The organism is Rugamonas aquatica (genome assembly GCF_009380215.1).
GTDB classification, from domain to species: domain Bacteria; phylum Pseudomonadota; class Gammaproteobacteria; order Burkholderiales; family Burkholderiaceae_D; genus Rugamonas; species Rugamonas aquatica_B.
In genome coordinates this window covers 314758-336241 of sequence record NZ_WHUG01000004.1, presented here as the reverse complement: position 1 = coordinate 336241, position 21484 = coordinate 314758, and the positions used below count along the sequence as shown (strand labels likewise).

Below are 21484 nucleotides of genomic sequence, written 5' to 3'. Positions count from 1 at the left end.
AAGCCGCTCAAGGCGGCGTTATTTGCGGTGCATTGCGGCCAGGGCGTGGCTCTCCAGCACCCTGATGTCCAACTCCATCAGCCGGTAGTTTTCGTCCGACAGGGACATCCGGCTCATCTTGTGATACATGACGTTGTAGTCCAGGCCGGTCGGTCCGTTCATGCCCATGCGCCACTGCGTGGCCATCTCCTCAAACAGCAGGAATACCGGCTCGTTATCGGGCAGAACGTCTACCGGATCGCTTGCAAAGTCCTCCAGCGCAAATCCCGACTGCTCAATTTCTTCCGCAGTCGGCATACGCTCATAAAGGGCCGTTGCAAGCTCTACGAGTTTTTTACCCGTACCTCCGCCACCGACTGGCGATACATGGCTGCGATGGCCGCCAGCGCGCCGGGGTTTTCGTCCTCCAGCTGCAGCAGCGACTTCTCATTGAACGGATCGTCCAGGTCCCAACCATCGGCGATCTTCAGGACAAACTTGGCGCCGCCCTCGTCGGCTTCCTTAAACCACTCGGCGACGGTCTTGGCTGGAGGTCGCGAGACCGGCTCGGAGGGTGCGGCCGCGCCCTTGCTCTGTTCAGCATCGGCTGCAGCCGCCTTCGCGGCAGCGACCACCGCGTCCTCTGCAGCGACATCAGCCTTGATCTTTTCGTCGATCAGCGTGGCAAACTGCGAGCGCGTGCGGTAGATGTAGTTGATGTCGATACTGGCCAGGGAGCCGCTCAGCAGCACGATGGAGACCGATTTTTTGAAGCTCTTGGGCGCATTGCCGAGGGTTACTTTTGCGGTGCTCATATTTTTCTTTCATCGAGGATAAAAAGACCCGACAAGGTGCGACCGAGCGGGCATGGAAAGACCCGCCAAGGCGGGCCGGAGAACGGATTACGATGCGTACCGTGTGGATTTGTTGTTGCCGGAGAAGTCGACTTTCACGCGATTGATCTGGCCGTCCTGATAGATGACTTCCTCGTTCATCGCCACGGTGCAAGGCAGTAGCGTGAAACTGCCCGACTTGGTCATGGTTTTCAGGATGGTGTTGCTTTGCACGTCGGTCAGGGTCTTCAGTGCGATGTAGCCAGGAGTGCCGATAGCGTCCGCGTCAATTTCCAACGAGCGGGACACGGCGGAGAAGCCATCGTTGATCGAGTACTCGACGTCAGATTCGACGTACTTGTACACAACCTTTTTCGCCTCGCCGCCGGATGCGCTCGGGTTCATCACCTGCGTGATCTGCTGCATGGTGTTGACCTTGCGCACCGAGCCTACGCCGCCGCCGGCGGGGAAGAACGACAGGTTGGTGGTGTCAGCGTTCTCCAGCACGAAGGTATTGGCGGCGCTCGATTTGACACGGTATGCACGCAGTTGCAGTCGCCCCCAGCCGCTGGTGACTTCGACGATATCGCCGTTGGCGAGGCCGTGCGCGGCGGAAGTCACGACAGCTTCGGTGGCATTGCTCACGTTGGTGGTGGTCAGGGCCGATCCGAAGGACGTAGCGACGAAGAAGGTACTGCCCGTAGGGACTTGTGGCATGGTGTTTCCTTTCGATGGACGTAAAAAAGGCCGCTCTTGGCGGCCTGCGGTGAATGCCCATGAAGGGCTAGGTTGTGTTGCTCAGTACCAGAAATCGAAGTCCTGCATGCAGCCGCGAAGCTGCTCGGTCGGGTCGTACAGTGAGCGTCTTGCAGTGAGGACGGTCGTTCGCAGCGGAAGGCACAGCCTGAGTGCATCTTCGGCCTGCTTGCCGACATCGGAAGCGGCCAGGCGGGTGTCAGCCCAGACGCTGATCTGCACGCGGGCGTTCTGAATGTCCGGCACGGAGGCCTCGACATAGTTGACGGCGCTGCCGCCGACCACCTGGTATGTGATGTAGGGCCGCTGCGCGTCCGCTGGCGCCAAGTCCGGATAGACGCGGCTGCCGGCGACTGGTCGCAACGCGGTGGCGATCAGTCCCTCCAGGCTCATATACCCCCCATGACAGCGGAGATTCGAACACCCATACGCGCCTTACCTGCGGCGATGGCGTCGGGGATGCGCGCCAGCGATGGGCGCATGAACGGCTGGGCGGCGGCGTGCGCGGTCCCGTACTCGACCATGAATCCGTAAGGCGCCTTGCGGTGGTTCCAGCTCACTTGATAGGTCTTTCTGGTATCACTGGACTGGTCTCGCGAAAACACTCGATAGATGGCGTCCCGCAGGTTCCCCGGCTGAAAGGTATATGTCACCCCGGTCCGAACAGAATCGCGGCCGTAAAATTTGTGTGGTTTGCCTGAGACGCTGACATGCAGCCGCACCTCGTCGTACATGACCTTCGCCATGGCGGCAGCGCCGTCCAGCGCAACCTCTTCCTTAATCACCTGCCCCAGCAGGCGCAGCTTTGCGCTCAGTTCCGCCAGCGGACTGGTATCAACCCTGAACGTCACGCCAGCACCTTCGAACACATCAGCTGCAGCCTACGGCCATCCTGCCCCAGCACCGCCTCTATGTTGTATATGTGGGCGCCGTGCAAGGCGCGCATCGTTGCGGCGATCCCCGCGCGGTGGCGGATGGTGATGATGGTCTGAACAACGCTCTCCTCGGCGCCTGCGGCGATCAGCTCACGGCCGCTCAGGTCTCTGATGCCGGCCCACACCTTGCCATCACCTTCGATCACGACGTTCTTCCAGCCCTCGGCGCCGGGCTGGCCAGCCTCGTCCTGCTCCAGCCCCAGAACCTGCAGCGTGATGCGTTTGTCGAGCAGCGCGGCCAGACTCATGCGTAACTCCTGCAACGGTCCAGCAGCCCGTCGACGAATGCCGACTGCACTGTGTCGCGCTCCATACGCGAGGCCGGATCAAACTGCTCTGCGAGCTTTGCCAAAATGTATAGCTGCGCTTCCTCCGGTGTCTTTGACGGGCTGTCACCGTAGCCGCATTGCAGCACCACGACAACGGCTGCGCAATCCTCAGCCGTCGCTGGCCAGGTGGCATGACGTGCTGGCGACAGCGTGCTGGTGTATCGCGTGCGGTTGATCCGGTACGCAGATGGCGCCAACAGCTGTGTGTTGCCGTCCTGGTCAATGTAGCTGACGGAGGTGACGCTTAGTACTGGATGGGGTAAGCTGATCTCAGCGGATACTTGGCGCGGTGCCGCCCTCCCGATCTCCCAGCATGGCACACCGGGGAAGCAAGGAAGACGGACCTCCCACGTCTGCTCCATCATGCACTGGCCAACCTCATGCTCCAGCGCGCCGATGATGCCCTTGGTCCATATGGTCACCAGTGCGTCCATGTCATCGCCATCAATGCGCAGTGCCAGCTTAGCATCGACCAGAGTCACAGCTAGTACAGTAGGCGCTACGGTGCGGAGCTTGGTCATGTAGCATTCCTTTCAGTCACCGAGATGCAGATCTCCGAATTCGCCAGGCCGGCGCCGTTTTCAACGATCAGGGTCATTGCGTTTCCTTTGCGCTAATCGTCACCAGGTAGGTGATTCCGGCGCCGCGGCCACGCGTCAATACGAACTCGGTACCGGTGTCGATGCAGTGCAGGTCGAAGCAACGCCCGACGACCGCGCAGACTTCGGCGCGACTCTCGCCTTGCGCCAAGTGGTAGGCGACAACGTCGCGCTGAATGGACATGTCTGTAAGCGGATCGGCGTTAGCTACCGAAACCAGTACTGACAAGACTAGTGCAAAGCACTTCATACCACGCGGCTCTCGACGCCCGGGCGCCCCACGTCGATGATGAACCCTGCGGTGCCGGCGCCTGACGCCGCTTTCACATAGCCCTGCACGACCAGGGCCGCACTGGTGATAGCTGCGTCCGCCGGGATGAAAGCCCACGGAGTGAACGGATACTCGCTGATCACCTCGGTGTCGTCGAAGTTGTTCACGTCCGTGCTAGTGCCCTCGGACACAGTGGCCGATACTGCAATGGTCCCGTAGTTGGACGTGACGATACTCAAATACATACGGTAGCCTTCGAAACTGGCGAGGCCGCTGAACTGCACGTGGGCGCAGGCCCGTATCTTCCCGCCGAGTTTGATATCAGCCGTCGGAACGGTGAACGTCAGGGAGCCGGCTTGATCCTTTGAGGTAACCGTTGTCGAGAATACCGCTCGCTGGTTATTACCCAGGGCATCCCCGTCAGTAGCCAGCGTGCGCGGATTCAGCGCAAAACTCACGACCGCTGGCATGCCGAAGGCTACACCAATCGCGCAGTCGGCTGCCAGCCCCGCAGTTCCACTCACCGTCAACAAAAGTGGATTGCGGATAATGTAATTCGACGCCTGGTTGACGACGGCCCCTGCTGTGTCATGCTGCCGGTCCATCAGTGATGCGGGCAAAGGCAGCGCCCGGCCAGGGAAGATGGATTTAAACCATGGAGCACCCAGTTGCTTTGCGAATTTATAGGCGGCGCGCTTACCGAAATGCACACCATCGGCCAGCAGATCATTGGCGGTTGTTCCGGTAACGGCGTAGCCACTAGCGCTTGCGGGGTCGACCAATGCCATATATTGCGGCAAATACTCGATACCGTTTTCAACGCACCACGCCCCCATCTCCTGATGAAAACGGGCCGTGCATTTGGCCACAGTGTCTGTGTTCGATGGGAATGCCGTCACGCCATCGGCTTGGTAGCACGGTGGACTCTTGCCGCTGTCTCGTGCGTCATTTGGCTGCCAGCCGAGATACAGCACCCGCTTACCCGCCTGCTTCAAGCGGAGCAGGCGGGCCTTGGCGTTGTCGAGCGCTTTTTTCAGATTGCCGGATCCGCCATTGGCGCGCACGTCATTCGCACCTACGGTAGCGCACACCCACAGATCATAATCAGGGTAGTCAGCCAGATCGCGCTCGATGTGCCAAGCCATCGACAGCGCGGTCTGCGTATTTGCGCCCAAGTTGACGAAGTCCGTAGGGATTACCCCGGCCAACATCATGGATTGCAACGCCGGGTTGTTCTTGCCGTGCTGATGGCTCAGGATGATGGCAGGAACTGCAATGCCGTCAGCCGTCTTCGAGTTGTACAGATCCGGAATCGCCCGCGAATCAACTGCGAATTGGATGTTGTCCGCGTCAATAACTGTAGACACCGTGTGCTTGCCGTACCAATACGTGTCCTCGCTGTTGACGATGTTGATCGGCTCGCCCTTGTAGCATCCATGAGCGACAATATGTGCGGTGGCCAGTCCGTTGGTTTGCGTGCACACACCAATCGCGCTTACGCTAGTCTGGAAAGCGCTATTGCCCATTGCACTATCCCCCCAGAAGACCGTTTTCAGGCCTTTTGCTGGGGCATTGGCAGCGAGCGCAGTGCCCACTACTGCATCTCCCACTGTCGCGCTTATGTTACCTGTGGAACAGTAAACCTGGAACTGCTGCGAGCCGGCGAACGGGCCGATAGGCGGCAACGCACCGGAGCCAATGACCCACGATTGCAGGACGGCGCCGGATGCATCGACACGCTGTACAGCTCCGGTGGTGTTCGCCGCGCCAGTGACAGTGAGTGCCTGCCCCTCGGGCAACTGGGCGTTCGCCTGCTCATTTGCCTTGACGGTCACATAGCCGCCGCCAAACAGAAGTTTGGCTTGACGGATCACTGGCACTGGAGCGAAGTAGACGACGCCACCGGTCAGCGTAGCGGTGGCGAGATTTGCCGTGATGAGGCCCGTTTCGGTTCCGGCATCCAGCGTGACAATGGCGTTTGCCGGATATTTGTCGTAGGCACAAAGCAGGCGGATGGTCATGATTATTCTTTCGCGATGGATTCGGCGTATGCGACGGCGGCAGGGTCGGTGTCGATCAGGTCACCCATCGTCTCGGCAAGCGCCGCGTCGACCAGCACCACCTCATTGCACTTACCAAGGTCGCAGTCGATCAAGACGCGGGCTTTCACTTCGCCATCAGGCGCGGCTGCGCTACCAGCCTTAGGTTGGTTCTTGCTCATGTTCTCTCCGATGGAATTGCGGCGGGAACACCCCGCCGCTGCTTGACTGGCTTAGGTTGCGGAATGCTGGTACAGCTTGACGCCGTTGGCGTCGAGCAGATTTCCACCAGCGCGCGAGAACGCCAGGAAGCCAACCTGTCCTTTGCTGGCGAAGGCCGAGTCATCGAAGCGATACAGCATGATGTCCAGTACGTCGCGGATCATGTAGCGACTGAAGTCGCCGAAGCCGATGGTCTTCGCGTTGGCGGCCGGCTGTGCCATGTCGTTGTTGATGGTGACATCGGCGCCCAGTAGTTGGGCTGGCGTTCCGGTTTTGATACCGGCCTCGTAGGACTCCGACCAGATCGGGCGGCCGGCGCCGTCCTTCATTTTGCGGACCACCTTACGGGTCTGCTGGTGCATCATGAATCGGCAGGTACCGGCGTCCTGATACGCCTGGTCGATCGATTCCTGCAGGTCGACCAGGTCGTCGTACGTGACGGTAACAGTCTGACCGGTGGCGCCGACCTTGCCCACGCCAGCGGCGGTGACATAGCCCGTAGGTTGGCCGGTGCCGGTGCCAGTGGTGAAGCCCTTGTTCATGGTGCGGCCCAGGCGATCGCGGATGCGCTTGTTGACCATCGCGATGACGTCGATGGAGGCATCCATCAGCAGCTCGATCGGGATGGTGATGATCTTCGAACTTGCCTTGAAGGTGTTCAGGCCAACGGTGCCGAACGACGGATCGGCGGACGACGCCTGAACATTCTCCGCTACCCACTCGCCCTCTTCCGACGTGCCATCCGAACTCGGATAGCCGAGCGGATTGCCTTGCGAGGTGGTGATGCTGGAGACGACGCCGCGCATGCCCCCGTATGCCTTCAGCGCGTCGATCAGCTCCTTGGCTACATCGGTCTGTACCGTATAGCCGCCCTGGGATGGGGTGGTCGTCGACATGGTGTTGCGGATTTCCACCATTTCGTCGCGACTCAGCGCCTGGGGGCCTTCGCGCAGCAGTTTTTCGAACAGCGCGCGCGGTTTGTTCTCAGCCAGCGCGCCGGGGTTGCGGCGGAAGTTCTCGACGTCGCGATTGTGGTCTTCGATCTCGATTTTCATCAGCCGCTCCAGTGCGGTGATTTCGGTTTCCAGCGCATCGATCTTGTCGGCGCGGGCGTCGAAGGTCGCCTGGTCGTCCTTGGTCCAGGCGCGGTCGCCCTTCTGCTCCATCTGGTTGCGGGCTTCCTTGGCGAGTAGCTGACGTTCCTCGCGCAGTGCTTGAATCGATTTCATTGCGTTTCCCTTTCTACGGGCGTAAAAAAAGCCGCTCGGGGCGGCTGGAGGTGGATTGCGCGAGTGCGTTATCCGATTTCGTGGAGGCGCAGGCGATTGGCGTTGCGCTGGCGGACCGCTTCCCAGTCCGCCGCGTCGTCGCGGGGCGGTGGCTTCGGCGCGTTGTTGTACGCGCTCAGATCCCAATTGTTCTCAACCTTGGCCGAGTCGCTGACCTTGTCGGCGAAGCCGTTGGCCACGGCCTCGTCCGCTGTGAACCAGGTTTCGGCATTCATCCAGGCGATGATTTCGTCGCGCGCCTTGCCTGTCTTCTTGACGTAGTCGTCGATGATGGATTCGTCGATTTTTCCCAGCAGCTCGGCCGTCTTCACCAAGTCGTCCTTGTTCCCGTAGGCCATCGTCCAGGCGTTGTGGATCATGTAGAAGCTGCCAGCGGCGATCGATACCGAGGCGCAGGCGGCCGTCACGTAGGTGGCTGCGCTGGCAGCCAGGCCTTCGATGACGGCGTGCACGTCCCCGTGCTGAGCGATGGCGGCAGCCATGGCGCGGCCATCGAACACGTCGCCTCCGGGCGAATTGACGCGCAGCGTGACCTTCTTGCCACTCATGCCCGCCAGCGCCTTGTTGAACTGCGCCGCGCCGACACCCCAATACGGGTCGATGATGTCGTACAGGTAAAGCACCTCCGGCTCGCCCTCGGCGACGATCTTCGCCGGCACGGCGCCTGCGCCGTTACGCAGCAGCTGGGCTATTTTCTTCATTGGTGTCCTTATTGGGGGAATTGGCGGGTTGAGCCAGCTTTTCGGGGCGATAGAGCGCGGTGCCGCCTTCAACGGGCGGCAAGTTCTTGATTTTCCTGATCTCGTTGATCGTCATCCAGCCCGGGCCTTGTGATCCACCGACCGACTGCCGCATGTACTCGCCCTCGGCTTTCAAGTCGCCCGACAGCAGCGCCTCCATCTTGTGTTCAGCGAACGGCGAAGCGCGGCGGAACAGCTTGCGGTTCAGCTCCTGCCGGACGCGGTTGATGTGCGGCTGCAACGCGAACTTGATGAAGCCGAGCGTGGTCTGTTCCACGCCGGTACCCCAGGAGCTGGTCGTTTCCTGGGCGCCGATCAGGTGCGGCGGCACTCCGAATGCGCGAGCGATGTCGATCACCTGCCACTTGCGCGTCTCCAGCAGCTGCGCGTCGTCGGCGGTCATGCTCATTTCCTTCAGGTCGAGGCCCTGCGTCAGCACCATCGGCGTGCCGGCGTTGTTTGCGCCGGCGTATTTTTTCTTGTACTCGCCGCGCAGCAGTTCCACCTGCTCCTCATCCATGCGGCCGGCGGTCTTGATAACGTGCTTAGGCGCGGCCCCGTTGGCAAAGAAGCTGCCTGCAAACGTGTCGGCGGCCAGCGCGACACCGATGGACTGGAAGGCAGCCCACTGGATCACCGACATGCTGCGCACGCCGTTGAAACCGAAGCCGGCGAAGTGCAGCATGTCGTCCTGGTGAACCGCGCGGAGGGTGCCGTCTTCTTCGCATACCGTGTACAGCAGGTAGTCGCCCACCTTGCGCGCGGCCACCCGGTCCGGATGTAGCGGACGCAGCGTCTTCACGGCCGGGCCGGCGCGTCGGATCTCGACATAGCCGTCGCCGCGCAGGCAGATCGACAACATCACCCATTCCCACATCGAGGCCGCTGTCCAGCTTGGCGCCGGCTCCTCGTTCAACAGCCACCACAGTTCCGGACTGATGGATTCGCGCACACCGTCCTTTTCTCGGTATAGCGCGACCGGGATCGACGCCAGCGCACCGGCCAGCAGCCGCACGGATGCGTAGACCGCCGACACGCGCATCGCGCTATCCGGCGTGACGGCGTAGCCGGACGAAGCGCTGGAGCCGCCCAGGTGTGCGATGACCTGCGGATCACTGGACGAGATCACCGTCGTGCTGTTCTCGACGGGTGCGACTTGGCCGCCCCCGAGCAAGGTGGCCAGCAGTTTTAATGGATTGATCATCAGAGGGAGACGAAGCCTTGGTCGATTGCGTTACTTTCGGGATTGAGCGACATCAGCGACACCGCGTTGAACACGGCCATCAGCGGGTCGATCTTCGCGGTGCCGGAGATCTGTTTGGTGATCAGCGTGGCGTTGCCGGACGGGACGACCTTCGCGTTGCCGACGCACCAAGCCATCAATCGGGAACCACCGTGGACCATTTCCTTTCCGGCGATCTTGCGCTCGGTTGTCTTGATGGCGCCGCTCAACCGCCATCCCTGGGATACCCCAATGATCTGCTCCATCGTGAAGCCACGCGAGACGTCTGGGTCGGTCAGCTCGTCGACCACATCGCCGATGCCGGCCGGATCCACACCGATCGATTTCTCGTCCGGCAGTAGGCGCGCGTCACGCACGCGGCAGATGATGTCCGCCACCTCGATGACGTCCTGTCCGGGCTGCTCCACAATGGTCAGGTCGCCATCGGCGGCGAAGTCCCGCAGTGCCGGCGCGATCTCCATCCGACGCTCCAGCACGATTTTGTGCGCCCAGGCGTGTATCCAAAGCAGCCAGCGGCGCGTCTTTCGCTCGCGCCCGATCACCGCCAGGCCAAGCAAGTCGTCCAGGCCGCCGCCGTCGATGCCGACCACCGCAACTTCGCTCCGACGCAACAACTGGTCCAGCGTCAGCGCCTCGATGCCCTGCGCCTCCCAGAAATCGGCACCCGGCCACCGGTCGGTGCGCAGGTTCAGACCGATCTCGACGTTCAGGTGCTTCGCCAGGAACGTCTGCAGCGATCCGTCCGTCTTGTGCAGCTGCTTGCGCAGTTGATCCTCCAGCCATACCGCGCTGACGGAACGACCGATGTTCGGATTCGTGATGTAGAAGTTGGCGGGATCAAGGTAGCCCTTGGCCTTGACCATCTCGTCCGGAAATTCATAGATCACGCCCAGCGACTTGCGGTCGACTATCTTGCCGTCCCGAACGTCGCGGTAGTACTGCAACTTTTCCTTGAATACTCCGGCCGGTGGCTCCTGACTCTGGGTGGTCAGGTAAATGACCCACCCCTCGTCCCGCGACACTTGGCCGCCAGTGGCTTCCATGAACATCGCGTCGGCGTTGGCACGCTTACCGAACAGCCAGTGTTCATCGATCAGGATGCGGCCCGACTTCTTGCCCGACACCGTGTCGGTGTCGGCCGCCACGACCTTGAGCGATGCCCGGTTGACGCGATGCGTGATCGTGCGTACATGCTCTTGAATATGAAACAGGGCCGACAGCTCATCGTCGGCGCGGATCATGCCGGCGGCCGGCTTGAAGCTGTTGTCCGCGACCTCCTTCGTCGGCGCTAGGATGAGGTGCTCCTCCTCCTCCCGCCAACAAAGGATCAGCGCCGTCAACATGATGCCGGCGGCGATCGTCGATTTCGTATTCTTCTTGCTGATCAACAGGAAATACTCGCGGATCAGTTGCTGACCAGTGTCCGCGTCATAGGCGCCAAAGATGACGGCTACGAAGTCGAACACCCACTGCTCGCTACACTCGCCGAAAGTCGGCTTGCCGGGCAGATCGACCACTCGAAGTTCCTTGAAGATCGCCAGTGCCTGCTCGGCCTGGGGCGGAAAGATCGGCGGCGGGATAATCGACGCGCCTGCCACAAGCCTGTCGGCCCAGTCGACGCAGGCTGTTGACCACTCCATTTTTCTGTCCCTACTTTACGGCTTTGAGCTGCGGCGGCGCCGCCGATGCGAACCGGCCAGCAACTTTCTTGGCGTCGACATCGCGCTGCTCTTTCTTGCCGGTCTCGCCGGGCTTTTTGTGCATGAATGGCATCAGCGCCTTGGCTGCCTCGACGCGCAGTTTGGCCGGCGCGGCCGGATCATTCATCGCCACCAATAGGAAGTTCTTCGGGTCCGAGTGCATGATCGCAGCCTGGACGTCGAACGACGGCGCCGTCGGCGCTGGCGGTGGTGGTGGAGCCTTCTCACCCGGTTTCTGGTACTTCGCGATGAAAGCCGCGATGGCCGGATCCTTCGCCAGCCGGGAGCCCGCCGGTCCGGCAGTCTTGGCGCTGTAGCCGGCCGCAATCGCCGCATCCTTGTTGGACTTTCCGGCAAGCCGGGCGTCCGCGAAGGCCCTCCGCTTGCCTGTTAATTCCATTAACCCTACCCTCCAGGGGAGAAATTTTCTGCGCGTGGGATACCATGCGGTCTAGACGGATCGGGCGGCCAGACTTTCGACCACCCCCTCCCCTCTTGGCCTCGCGGCCCGTTCGTTGATGCCGCTGCCGCATCGGCACAGCCCCATGGCGCGTCGATCGCACCTCACGGCCACCGATCAGCCTCCAGCTTCTTCGCGCTGCTTGTCGCGGCTGTGGTGCGTTGAGCACAGCGACTGCCAGTTAGTCGAGTCCCAGAACAGCTTCATATCGCCGCGATGCGGAATCACGTGATCGACCAGCTGCGCGTACGGTAGGCCGATGCCGGCCTTGGTGCACTGCAAGCCAATTGCCACAGCCTCTTGGTCGTAGCAGATGCCGACCTCACGCAAGCAGTAAGCGCAAAAGGGATGTAGCGCCAGATAGCCGGCGCGGGCCTGCTGCCACTTGTAGCTGTAGCCGCGCGCAGTGCTGCTCTGTTTGTCGGTGCGCCAGCTGCCAGGCTGGATAATGGATAGCCTGCTTGGCGTAGTGCCGAGTCGCGGCTTAAGCGTCTGCAGTCGACTCATTCGCTAGTGATGACTGCGTACAACGTAGCGGCCATCGCCCCGAGGCACCAAGCAGCGTGAGGCAACGCGATTGAAGCTGACCAACTGCCCAGCATCACCAGTGTGCCAGCGCCGATCTTCAATATCAGTTTCATTTCTTCACCTTCGCTCCGGCACCTGCGCGGCAGTCGCGCTAGCTGTCATTCCGGTGGCGCCGTAGCCCTTGGCATGCAGTATCTGTAGTGCGCGCTCAGCATCTGCCAGTCGCTCGGCGATCTGGTCGAGGCGGCGCCTATCACCGTTGCGGATTGCACGCAGGATCAGGTCACGCCGGTGGATCATTTGCATCACATTCCTCGGCGCAGTAGTCTGGTCGCTTTGGCTCTGGCAGCAAGTGCCACCCCAATTGCCGACGGATCTCCTCCATGGCCGGAGGTGGCTCCACGCGCTGATGCATCCTGTGGTCCAAGTAGCTGCGGACCATTTCTTTTGATGGGTGCGTCGTCTGCGTCATGCCGGCCTCACGAAATGAGTGCGCCAATGCAAAAAGCCCACGACCTTGCGGTGGCGGGCTTACTTTTCTCGGGGCGAACGAATCCCCGTGTGCGTGCACTATATCAGAAAAGATTCCGAGTGCACTCATTTTTTTTCAACTTGACGATCAGTTCGGCGCGGGCGGCGGCGGCTGTCGTCAGCAGGTCGGCGTTGGGGAATCGCCAGGCGGTGGCGATACGGCAGCTGGCGTAGATAGCCCACACATGGATGCGGTCAAGGCTGTCGATCATCGCGTCGGTCGCGGCCGCAACCTGCATGTCATGGCTATGCTGAGCCTCGTGCAGGTCTTGGCCGTGGCCGTCGGTCTCACCAACCAAGCCACCCATGATGCGGGCGCCCAGGTTGCGCTGGCCGGTGCTGGCCATCCACTCCTTCCAGACGGCCAGGCAGTAGTCGAGCGGATCGGGGCGCACCCACGAATCGGACTGGACATCTTGTTTTTTCACGCGCAGCAGCATGGTATTCCTCTCGTTTTGACGGTCTTGCGGTTGTTTCATCCAGCTTTTTGGCGCCGGCGGGCTGGGTTGTTTCTGATGATCCTCAATAATCTGCACATTCAGGTTCTATAAGGCTCGCCTTCAGGTCGTTCGCCACTTTCTCGCCATGTTAAACCCGCTTTTTCGGCTATTTTTGCTTGTGCGGTGTCGATCAGGTCTGTGTTCTTTTCGAGGTAGGCCATGGTCGTGCGAACGTCCTTGTGGCGCAGGTAGGCCTGGATGCTCTGGATGGGGGCGCCGTTCTCGCTCATCACCGTGGCGATGGTGCCGCGCAGGCGGTGCGGGGTAATGCCCTTGGTCGAGCATGTCGCGTTGGCTACCCGAATGGCACGGCGCGCCAGGCCGGCGCCGTAGGGGCTCCCATCTGCCCGGCACACGATCAAGCCTTCCGACTGACGGAGCGGTGTCAGGTAGTTGACCAGCCAAGGCATCATCTTCAGCGCGTCGGCCTCCTTGCCCTTCGTCTTGCCAGGCGTGTACGTGCCGCGCTCCCAGTCGATCCATTCCCAGCGCGCCGTGATCACTTCCGATTCGCGCAGGCCAAGCCACAGCATCAGGCGTGCTGCCACACCAATGCTCGGGGATCGGGTCGAGGCGCGATCTACTGCGGCGAACCACGCCATGGCGGCAGACAATGGCAGAATGGCACGCACGCGCTTTTGCACCGGCAGCATCGTCACCGACCATGGCAGGCGCGGCAGGATCTCGCGGCGCACCGCCCAGCGCACCAGCAGCTTGAGCACACGCAGCCAGTGGTTGGCTGAAGCGTGGCTGTGCGTGGCCAGGTGTTTGCTGCGCGCGCGCTCGACCGCGTCGGTGTCGAGCTGACTGATCAGCAGCTCGTCCATACCGTAGGTGTGCAGACGCCCGAACGTCTCCACGCTGCGGATGTGGTGCGCGCTGGAGTGCCGCCCCCGCACGTCCAGCCAGTCGACCAGAAGCTGGTTCAGCGTCGGCACCGGGTCACCGCCATTCGCGCGGACGACGGTCGCCGCATAGGCCTTATCAGCCACGCGCCCGGCTGCGGTGCGGTCGCGCAGACGAGTACTGCGCTGCACGCGAGGAAATGGTTTCACCTGGAACCGGTAGTGCCAGACCGCGCCCACCTTGAAGACCTCAGCACTCACCCGCGCTCCAGAGCCGCCTGGGCCAGCTTCAGCGAATACAGTTCAACCGTCCGGTCGCCATTCGCCTCAGCGGCGACGATCTTGCGCGCCCAGTCCAAGCGGGTGTCCGGCGATGGCTCACGCTTCAGGACGCCGGAAGCCTTCAGTTCGGCCAAGCGCTGCTTTGCCACGCTATCCGCCAACCTCGTGCGACCAGGCGCTGGCAGCGCCACCATGGGAACGGGAATCGCCGCCCACTCGCCTTTTGCCATGCTATCGGCGAGTGCCCTTTCCCAACGCGGGCGCACGGTCGAGTACAGCTGATCGGTTACGACGGCGCCCAGCTGCTGCGCAGCCCAAAATACCGCCGGGTGCGACCACTCACCCATGCGCCCAGCGACGCGCGCCAGCATGCCGGCCTGTGCTTCGTGGAACGCCACCATCGGATCGACCGGTGGCCGGCACAGTGCCTTAAATTCCGGCAACGACGGCGGCCAGTTCATGCGCTCCATCGCCTGCCAGCCGCGCTGGAGTTCGACATCGCTGTAGGCGCCCAGCTCTCGCGACCAGTGCGTTATCATCACGTCCATGTCGGCGCTGCCCCACATGTCCGTGAACTTCTTGCCATAGTCGAGCAGCATTTTCTGGAATAGCTGCTCGACCCAGCTTTCAGGCAACGGAGCGACAGCGTAGCCAGGCTGAGAGTCAGCGAGGACGTTCGTTGATATCGATGATCCCATCGGTCTTCCCCTTCGGTTGGATGCGTGAAGCCCAGTTGCGGGCTTTGTCGGTCGAGCTCTGGTGCTGGGTGCGCGATGGAGGGGCGGCGCCGGAAGTACGCAGGGCGGCAGCATTCGCAGCCCAGCGCTCCAGGATTTTGCAGACGTAGCCGAGCCCCAGCATCTCGTTGGGCTTTGCTCTGCGCGCCTCGTCGCACGCAGCGCTGACCGTCTCCGATGTCACGCCCTGCTCGGCAAGGGCAACCAAGCGAGGGTCGGCAGGCTGCGTGCGGATGCCCGCTTTGCGGAACACGATGCTCAGTTCGGCTGCGGCAGTCGGGCGCGGCGACTCCTGCGCTTGTTCCTGCTCCTGCTCCTGCTCCTGCTCCTGCTCCTGCTCTTGGCTAGGAAGGGGCTTAGAAGGGGCTTCTGGTAAACCGGTGGAAATCACTGATTCGCCACGCTGCTGCTGCATGCAAAATGGCGTGCCATACTTAGCAAAGAACCTTGCCAGATATGGGTTCTCGGGTAGCGAGTCGTACTCGTTCTGTACGCCCTTGACGCGCAAGTCGGCCGCCTTGAGCTTATCGGCCACTTGATACGCGGCCATCTCAACGACCCACACCATCTCCGTTTCCTCGTCGTACTCGCAGAAACCGGCGTCGATTGCGCATTTAAGGCCCTTCATAGCCCCTTCATAGCCAAGTCCTGTTTCATGCGCGATGGAGGGGGTGGAGATGTAGTACAGCCCAAGCATGTTCGCGTGCGGCGAAGTCATGAGGTACATCGCGACGATCTGGGCTTCCATACCAGCCTTACGCAACAACTTGCCGGTGGCGCCGATCCAGAATTTTGGGCCTACTCTTGAGTATTCACGCATTTACGCAACCCTCGCAATCTCGCGCTCATGAGTGAAGTTCGCGCGGATCAGCGCACGCGCCATCGGCGGGCAGACGCTATTCCCGCACATCCGGACCTGCGCTGATTTCGTCAGCGGCACGCGCGGCAGCGCCAGAGGATCGTCATCAGCTTGGTGGCCGTCCTTGAACAGCAGCTTCGGGTCCGGGATCTCGCGGATCACGTACTCAACCGGGAAGCCTTGGGCGCGATACAGTTCAGCCGGCTCCAGCATGCGTAGGCCGATGTCGACGATTTGGTAGTCCACGCCCTGAATGGTCACCAGGCCGAACCGGTCCTTGGTCGTGACGGTATGCAGCGGCTCTTCAAGGCGCGGGTCTTGCTCCGAGCCGTAGTACTTCACCAGGAAGGCGCGCACCTCAGCGTGGTGCTGGCCGCCGGCGCTGACCGCGTGCAACGGCTCATCCATGCCGGCCGTGCTGCTCGTGCCGCGCAGCTTCACGAGGTTGCTGGTCACGATGCCGGCCGTTGCGCCGCTGGCGGTGATCGTGTTGATGGGCAGTTCGACGTCACGGATGCCGTGACTGAAGCGCTTGCCGCCGCCGGCGCCCTCGCCGTGCCCCATGTGAATCAGGCTTGCAGTGACGATCCCCAGCGCGTGGGGCGCGCCGGCTGGGTTCTCTTTGGGCCCGGCAGTAATCGTCGGTACAGGGAGGTTCATATCACTGCCGGTGGCGCCGGTGCGGAATTTGGTGATGTGAGCCGTGACCAACGCAGTGTCGCCCTTGGCGGTGATCGTGGCGGCCGGCTCATCAACGCCGCGCGGGCGACTTTCACCAGCACTGCCGCCCACGCCCACCAGAGTCGCCGAGACGGCGCTGAAGTGCCCGCCCTTGACCTGGGCGCAGATGGTGCGCAGCGGCTCATCGACCGGCATGGTTCGCTGGTGGGTGGAGTTCGCATGCTCATTCAGGAACGCCGTCACCAGCGCCGCCTTGCCGGCGCCGGCCACAACCGTGCCCAGCGGCTTCTCGATATCCAGCGCACGCGGCGCCTGGCCGTCACGCTCGCCATAACCGGTCTGAACCATCGTAGCGACGGCCAGCGCCTTCTCGCCGCGTTGCGCGCTGGTGATAGTGCGGAACGGCTCGTGAACTGATTCGCTGCGGTCGCTGCCTTGATGCGTCACCGGCACGATGCTGGGCACGACCAAGGCACGATGGTTCTCGGTCGTCAGGGTGCCGAACGGCTGCTCGGCCGAGACTGGCTTGCCCGAATAGATCGGACCGCCCTGCCCGATGATGAACGGCGTTTCCGCGTCCACCACGTAGCGCTGGATACCCTTGGCGATGCGTCGCAGTGTGGCGTCGGCCAGCGGGCGCTTGCGTTCGAAGATCGATGGGCAAGGAATGGACCAGTCGATGCACTCGGCAGCAGTCCGCCACGGCGCCAGGTTCCCGGCCAGCACGCCAGCGGAAGTCGGCGCACCATTGGTCGGCGCTGGCCATCGGATCGGGAGGCCGTCGCGCCGCGCCACCAGGAAGAAGCGCTTGCGGATCGTCGGTGTGTCGTAGTCGCTGGCGCGCAGCTCCTTGTGGTCGACCGTGTAGCCGTGGCCGCGCAGCTGGCGCAGGAAGCTCTCGAACGTCCTTCCCTTCCTCGCCGGATCCGGCCGGAAGTTGCCCTCGGCGTCTACCAGCAGCGGGCCCCACGTTTTGAACTCCTCGACGTTTTCCAGCATGATCACACGCGGCTTGCACTTCGCCGCCCAGCGCAGCGTCACCCAGGCCAGGCCGCGAATGTTCTTCGCCACCGGCGTGCCGCCCTTGGCCTTGCTGAAGTGCTTGCAGTCCGGCGACAGCCAGACCAGGCCGACTGGCTGGTTGTTCGTGACCTTGATCGGATCGACATCCCACACGCTCTCGCACAGGTGTTTCGTGTGCGGATGGTTCATCGCGTGCAGCGCCAGGGCCTCGGGATCATGGTTGATGGCGATATCGACCGGGCGGCCGAATGCCTCTTCCAGCCCGGTGCTGGTGCCTCCTCCCCCGGCGAAGTTGTCGATAATCAGCTCATTGCCTAGGTCCAGCGGCATGGTCATCAGATCACGCTTCATGGGCGGCCTCCAGTTGCTTGAGCAGTCGCTTGTACGGCGCCGAGTCGAGACCGAACTTCTCCGCCGTCTCGCGCATTGTCTGCTCGCGCAACGCCTCGACGTCGAACTCCACCAGGTACTTCTCCGGCACGAACGCCCAGCGCGTTTTCAGCAACGTGCCCTTGATGCCGCGCAGCTGCACGTGCGCGAACGGGATCGTGAACGAAGTGCTGTCCACGTTGCGCAGTCGGCCGTGCTGGAACTGGTGCCCCCCCCCCAGCGATCATTACCTCGGCGCCGGGCATCACGCTGCTACCTCTTGATGAATGGCATCGATGTTGATGCTGACGAAAACACAGCCTTCCCCGTGTAGAGCACCTTGCGGCTGATTGCAGCTAACGCAGCGCGCCTGACCATCGCCAAACAGCGCAGCGACCAGCGGATCGCGCTGGAAGATACCCAGCTGCGTCGCCTTGGTGATGGTCGGCATCATCTGCTCGGCGCGCTCAATGAAGTCCTCGGCACCCAGCGACCAGGTGCGGATCGTCGAGCGGCCGCGTGCGGCGCCGAAGCGAACCTCACCCAGCTCGCGCAGTTCGCGCAGACGTGCGATCGCGGACGCTGGCGAAAGGCCGATAGCGTCCGCGATTTCTTTTGTGGTGGCCGCGCCGAACTTGCGCAGCACGGATTCGATTGCGGACCAGGCTAGTTCGTTCTGCTGCGTGCGGAACGACTGCGGAACGACCTCGGGGATAGTGGTTGGCGAGTGTGATAACATAGATTCCTCTGTAGTTGTTGTACCTAAGGCCCGCCTCGTACGCGGGCCTTTCCTATTTCTGGCCTGCCGCTTCGCGGGCCAGGGCTTCGTAGTGCAACCGGGTCATCACGTGAACCGGGTAAAACTGCCACGCATCAACGGCCTGCTGCGCTGGCGGACTCTGGATATTCGACTGCTGGCTCATGCTGCAACGGGCTCCAGGAAGGACTTGACCTCAGCCAACGTCAGGTCGCACTTTTCCATGATGCGGATCGTGAGCGATGCGCCGACCAGAAGGCGGTGGTGGCGCACCTTGCTGATGACCGGTGGTGCGACGTCCAGAAGGCGTGACAACGCCGCGTCATTCTTCAGGTGCATCTTGTTGAGCAGGTGATCGATCAGCTTGCTCTGGTCGAGCGTTGTTTCGGCATCCGACATGCATTTCTCCTTTGGGTGATTGGGCTACTTCTGAACCATGCCTTCGAGGCGGTTGACCATTTCGTTCAGCGAGCGGTTGACGCGGTACACAGCCGCCTTCACACGCTCGATCTCGTGCTGCTCGACGATCCCGTCTGCCAGTGTCGCGTGCACCTCGGCGCCGACGTCGCCGCTCGCTGCCCACACCTTCATGACGAGTTCGAGTACGGCGGTGTCGGAGGCAATCGCGGTGTCGTCGACGCGCACGCAAACATAGCCGTGGTTGCGGGCCAGGGAGTGCAGCACGGCGTGGTCGCCTGTAACGCCGAGGATGCGATCCACGTCCTCCAGCGTCGCCCTGTTCGAGGACGTGTTCGGATTGACCTTGTTGCGCAGCACCTGGGCCGACATGCCCAAGCGGCGCGCCAACGCCTCGCATCCGCCGGGGCTGTCATGTGCGGTCTTGTACAGGGTGTCGAGGATATTCATTTGCAAATCCTTTAAACAAATGCAAAGTTGGTTTATTTGAATGAGATACTTAAGCATCCATCGGCCAAGCTAGAAATCTTGATCTCGCCTTATGTAAGCTTGTCGTTTGTCAGGGGTGCGTCCGATGAACTGGGGCTAACTGGAGGCCATATGTCGGGCCGGAGCTCAGGGAGCGAGAGTCTAGGTTCAGCCGCCACCAACCGTTTGCAAAGACTGGCGCCCGGCTTCTTGTGGCCCCCTCCAATGAGGTAGAAGTAGCCAACAGAAGAGCACACTGTCGCAGCGAGCGCTTCGCGCTGTTCGGGGGTGGATTGACGCAAAAAGGTTTTCATGTCCATGAATCGACTTTACCAAAAAGATAAAGTCAAGGCAAGGCGAAATTTACCTTTTTGGTCATTTATCTATTTGGTAAATTACTGGATGATGCTGAAATGACGAGAGAAGACATACGCCGTGAAAACGCCAGAGCGCTTGCGCATAGTGTGGGCGGCCCGACTGATTTCGGCCGGATGCTGGAGATGGATGCGTCTCAGGTTAGCCAGATAATCGGCAAGAACCCGAAGAAGAATATTGGAAACTCAATTGCTAAGCGAATTGAGACGGCGTTTTCTAAGCCAGGAGGCTGGCTGGACGTCGCTCACCAGAAAGGTTCTGACATGGATTCGGAGTCGCGCGCGGCAGCACCAGATCAGGTTCGATATTCCCTGGATTTAGAGCAACTTGTGTACATCAAAGCGATTGACGAGCGCGAGGCCGCCATCCTTAGGCGTTACAGAATTGCTAATGATGTTGGCGTTTCGATGATCGAAAGCGCCGCCGACAACGCCCCCAAGAAGATCCTTGCAACCGTTATCGACCACAAGCCGAAGGACCGGCCTTCTGGGACGGGCGACGGCCATAGCCTGTAACATCGGAAGCATCCCTGCCCGGCATTCATCGGATAAATTTTTCCAAGCTTTTAGTGCTCGATCCCTGTCGTTCATCTTAAGCAATTCAAGTATTTGAACGGCAACAATACGCCTGTTTGTATCTGTGCAAACTAACGAATTGTCACAAGGAATAGATTATTTAATGCTGAAAAATTGACCTGCGAGTTTTTGGCAGATCAACATGTTTCCCGTGAACTATTCGTCTGAAACTGGGTTCACATTTTGGCGACCAGGCAACGCTGGCCGAGGATGCTTTTTTGCGGCATCCTCCATCATGTCGGCCATGGCCGCAACAGCCTCATCGTCCATTCGATCAAGCGCCGCCTTCACCCTATCCTCATCCGAACGTCTCGGATCGCTGCATTCCATCGTGTGACTCCTTGTGGCTGTTGAGATGGCTTCAATATACGCGGAATGTAACACCGGTACCCATTGGTAATTATTATTTCATCTCAACAATTCCACCGCTCCTCGCTATCGTAGCTAGCAATAGCTCGACAATGTTAAATCTGCAGTCCGTCAGTTCTCAAAATATATGGTGCGAATACGCACCAAAAACAACACTTTTCGTAGCGGGCGCGCAATCATCGCGCGATGAAAAAAACCAAATCCGAGACAGGGACGGTGGCATTCACCATCCGAATCTCAACCGAACTACATACGCAGCTGGTGGAAGCAGCAGCCAGACAGGCCTGGTCAATCAATGCCGAAATCAATCACCGCCTACGTGCTGGACCAGTCTTAGCACAAATACAAACGCTGACTGAGGAAATCTCTACTCTAAAGAAGCTGGTGCGTGACAGGCAGGGTAACAGCAGCGATTAATACAATTGGATAGATTTCCAGTTGTCAATTTTCCTATAATCATCTGGCGAATCGGCACGCCCTTGCCGCACCAGGAGCTCTATGATCCCTGCACTTAGCATCATGATAGGAATGTATATTGTCACGCGGATGTTGGAACTCGCTAGCAACCCTACTGCGAAAACATTTATCAAGCTTTTTGCCATAATGACACTGGTCGTAACCGTCATAGCAATGATAGGAATCTTCGCGGCAGGATCGAAGTTCCCCATTTCCCAGTAACCTGCATCACTCATCGCCAGCCCGCCATGCGCGGGCGTTTTTTTTGCACCCAGAATTGCTGACCCGCTCCTCATAATAGTTGAAGTTCTATCGGG

Annotated in this window: 30 protein-coding genes; 2 read left to right on the top strand and 28 right to left on the bottom strand. The window is 60.8% G+C overall.

The genetic code is table 11. From position 1 onward, the window contains the following. Positions 1-18: 18 nt before the first annotated feature. The 27 genes from GEV02_RS12810 to GEV02_RS12680 all read right to left on the bottom strand — a co-directional run bounded on the left by GEV02_RS12810 (position 19) and on the right by GEV02_RS12680 (position 19374). Positions 19-297, bottom strand: a complete 279-nt coding sequence (locus GEV02_RS12810; protein ID WP_152838335.1) for a DUF1799 domain-containing protein — start codon at positions 295-297, stop codon at positions 19-21. Positions 298-323: 26 nt separating this feature from the next. Continuing rightward, a complete protein-coding gene (locus GEV02_RS12805) occupies positions 324-794 on the bottom strand; it encodes a phage tail assembly chaperone (RefSeq protein ID WP_152838334.1) in 471 nt (156 codons plus the stop codon). Positions 795-881: 87 nt separating this feature from the next. Continuing rightward, complete coding sequence (locus GEV02_RS12800; protein WP_152838333.1) at positions 882-1529, bottom strand: phage tail tube protein; 648 nt, start codon at positions 1527-1529, stop codon at positions 882-884. A gap of 81 nt (positions 1530-1610) precedes the next feature. Further along, a complete protein-coding gene (locus tag GEV02_RS12795; RefSeq protein ID WP_152838332.1) occupies positions 1611-1961 on the bottom strand; it encodes a DUF3168 domain-containing protein in 351 nt (116 codons plus the stop codon). Continuing rightward, a complete protein-coding gene (locus GEV02_RS12790) occupies positions 1958-2437 on the bottom strand; it encodes an HK97-gp10 family putative phage morphogenesis protein (RefSeq protein ID WP_152838331.1) in 480 nt (159 codons plus the stop codon). The genes GEV02_RS12795 and GEV02_RS12790 overlap by 4 nt, the downstream gene beginning before the upstream one ends. Next, a complete protein-coding gene (locus GEV02_RS12785) occupies positions 2416-2751 on the bottom strand; it encodes a phage head closure protein (protein ID WP_152838330.1) in 336 nt (111 codons plus the stop codon). Before GEV02_RS12785 ends, GEV02_RS12790 begins: the two co-directional genes overlap by 22 nt. Then, positions 2748-3353: a head-tail connector protein gene (locus GEV02_RS12780; RefSeq protein ID WP_152838329.1), complete on the bottom strand. Its 606-nt coding sequence runs from the start codon at positions 3351-3353 to the stop codon at positions 2748-2750. The genes GEV02_RS12785 and GEV02_RS12780 overlap by 4 nt, the downstream gene beginning before the upstream one ends. A gap of 73 nt (positions 3354-3426) precedes the next feature. Then, complete coding sequence (locus GEV02_RS12775) at positions 3427-3615, bottom strand: hypothetical protein (RefSeq protein WP_152838328.1); 189 nt, start codon at positions 3613-3615, stop codon at positions 3427-3429. A 62-nt stretch (positions 3616-3677) separates the two neighbouring features. Beyond that, the gene (locus GEV02_RS12770) at positions 3678-5723 is read right to left on the bottom strand and encodes a hypothetical protein (RefSeq protein ID WP_152838327.1); all 2046 of its coding nucleotides are present in this window, start codon (positions 5721-5723) and stop codon (positions 3678-3680) included. 2 nt (positions 5724-5725) lie between these two features. Further along, positions 5726-5923 carry a hypothetical protein gene (locus tag GEV02_RS12765; RefSeq protein ID WP_152838326.1) on the bottom strand — a complete coding sequence of 66 codons (198 nt, stop codon included), beginning with the start codon at positions 5921-5923 and terminating at the stop codon, positions 5726-5728. 51 nt (positions 5924-5974) lie between these two features. After that, positions 5975-7192: a phage major capsid protein gene (locus GEV02_RS12760; RefSeq protein ID WP_152838325.1), complete on the bottom strand. Its 1218-nt coding sequence runs from the start codon at positions 7190-7192 to the stop codon at positions 5975-5977. Positions 7193-7260: 68 nt separating this feature from the next. Next, entirely contained in the window at positions 7261-7953 is a 693-nt protein-coding gene (locus GEV02_RS12755; RefSeq protein WP_152838324.1) for a head maturation protease, ClpP-related, read from the bottom strand. Next, positions 7925-9196, bottom strand: a complete 1272-nt coding sequence (locus GEV02_RS12750) for a phage portal protein (RefSeq protein WP_152838323.1) — start codon at positions 9194-9196, stop codon at positions 7925-7927. The genes GEV02_RS12755 and GEV02_RS12750 overlap by 29 nt, the downstream gene beginning before the upstream one ends. After that, on the bottom strand, positions 9196-10875 hold the full coding sequence (locus GEV02_RS12745) for a terminase large subunit (protein ID WP_152838322.1): 1680 nt from the start codon (positions 10873-10875) through the stop codon (positions 9196-9198). Before GEV02_RS12745 ends, GEV02_RS12750 begins: the two co-directional genes overlap by 1 nt. 10 nt (positions 10876-10885) lie before the next feature. Continuing rightward, a complete protein-coding gene (locus GEV02_RS12740; RefSeq protein ID WP_152838321.1) occupies positions 10886-11335 on the bottom strand; it encodes a terminase small subunit in 450 nt (149 codons plus the stop codon). Positions 11336-11512: 177 nt separating this feature from the next. After that, positions 11513-11902: an HNH endonuclease signature motif containing protein gene (locus GEV02_RS12735; protein WP_152838320.1), complete on the bottom strand. Its 390-nt coding sequence runs from the start codon at positions 11900-11902 to the stop codon at positions 11513-11515. A gap of 138 nt (positions 11903-12040) precedes the next feature. Next, a complete protein-coding gene (locus GEV02_RS12730) occupies positions 12041-12229 on the bottom strand; it encodes a hypothetical protein (protein WP_152838319.1) in 189 nt (62 codons plus the stop codon). Between the two features lie 269 nt (positions 12230-12498). After that, a complete protein-coding gene (locus GEV02_RS12720) occupies positions 12499-12933 on the bottom strand; it encodes a hypothetical protein (protein ID WP_152838317.1) in 435 nt (144 codons plus the stop codon). Between the two features lie 59 nt (positions 12934-12992). Continuing rightward, the gene (locus tag GEV02_RS33675; RefSeq protein ID WP_152838316.1) at positions 12993-14060 is read right to left on the bottom strand and encodes a tyrosine-type recombinase/integrase; all 1068 of its coding nucleotides are present in this window, start codon (positions 14058-14060) and stop codon (positions 12993-12995) included. Continuing rightward, a complete protein-coding gene (locus GEV02_RS12710) occupies positions 14057-14680 on the bottom strand; it encodes a hypothetical protein (protein ID WP_152838315.1) in 624 nt (207 codons plus the stop codon). Before GEV02_RS12710 ends, GEV02_RS33675 begins: the two co-directional genes overlap by 4 nt. A 64-nt stretch (positions 14681-14744) precedes the next feature. Then, the gene (locus GEV02_RS12705) at positions 14745-15638 is read right to left on the bottom strand and encodes a hypothetical protein (protein WP_152838314.1); all 894 of its coding nucleotides are present in this window, start codon (positions 15636-15638) and stop codon (positions 14745-14747) included. Beyond that, entirely contained in the window at positions 15639-17732 is a 2094-nt protein-coding gene (locus GEV02_RS12700) for a DNA cytosine methyltransferase (RefSeq protein WP_152838313.1), read from the bottom strand. Continuing rightward, positions 17722-17949 (bottom strand): hypothetical protein, encoded by a 228-nt coding sequence (locus GEV02_RS12695; protein ID WP_152838312.1) that lies wholly within the window; start codon positions 17947-17949, stop codon positions 17722-17724. The genes GEV02_RS12700 and GEV02_RS12695 overlap by 11 nt, the downstream gene beginning before the upstream one ends. Positions 17950-18015: 66 nt before the next feature. Further along, a complete protein-coding gene (locus tag GEV02_RS12690; RefSeq protein WP_152838311.1) occupies positions 18016-18489 on the bottom strand; it encodes a winged helix-turn-helix domain-containing protein in 474 nt (157 codons plus the stop codon). Positions 18490-18541: 52 nt separating this feature from the next. Further along, complete coding sequence (locus tag GEV02_RS33545; RefSeq protein ID WP_268878632.1) at positions 18542-18673, bottom strand: hypothetical protein; 132 nt, start codon at positions 18671-18673, stop codon at positions 18542-18544. Continuing rightward, positions 18670-18906: a hypothetical protein gene (locus GEV02_RS12685; protein ID WP_152838310.1), complete on the bottom strand. Its 237-nt coding sequence runs from the start codon at positions 18904-18906 to the stop codon at positions 18670-18672. Before GEV02_RS12685 ends, GEV02_RS33545 begins: the two co-directional genes overlap by 4 nt. A gap of 24 nt (positions 18907-18930) precedes the next feature. After that, positions 18931-19374, bottom strand: coding sequence for a phage regulatory CII family protein (locus GEV02_RS12680; protein WP_174999080.1), 444 nt, complete (start codon positions 19372-19374; stop codon positions 18931-18933). A gap of 431 nt (positions 19375-19805) precedes the next feature. Here GEV02_RS12680 and GEV02_RS12675 point away from each other — a divergent pair, with 431 nt between their 5' ends. Beyond that, a complete protein-coding gene (locus GEV02_RS12675) occupies positions 19806-20282 on the top strand; it encodes a hypothetical protein (RefSeq protein WP_152838308.1) in 477 nt (158 codons plus the stop codon). Between the two features lie 615 nt (positions 20283-20897). Continuing rightward, on the top strand, positions 20898-21128 hold the full coding sequence (locus GEV02_RS12670; protein WP_152838307.1) for a toxin-antitoxin system HicB family antitoxin: 231 nt from the start codon (positions 20898-20900) through the stop codon (positions 21126-21128). Here GEV02_RS12670 and GEV02_RS12665 read toward each other — a convergent pair. Then, positions 21125-21403 carry a hypothetical protein gene (locus GEV02_RS12665; protein WP_152838306.1) on the bottom strand — a complete coding sequence of 93 codons (279 nt, stop codon included), beginning with the start codon at positions 21401-21403 and terminating at the stop codon, positions 21125-21127. The genes GEV02_RS12670 and GEV02_RS12665 overlap by 4 nt on opposite strands. Positions 21404-21484 lie beyond the last annotated feature (81 nt).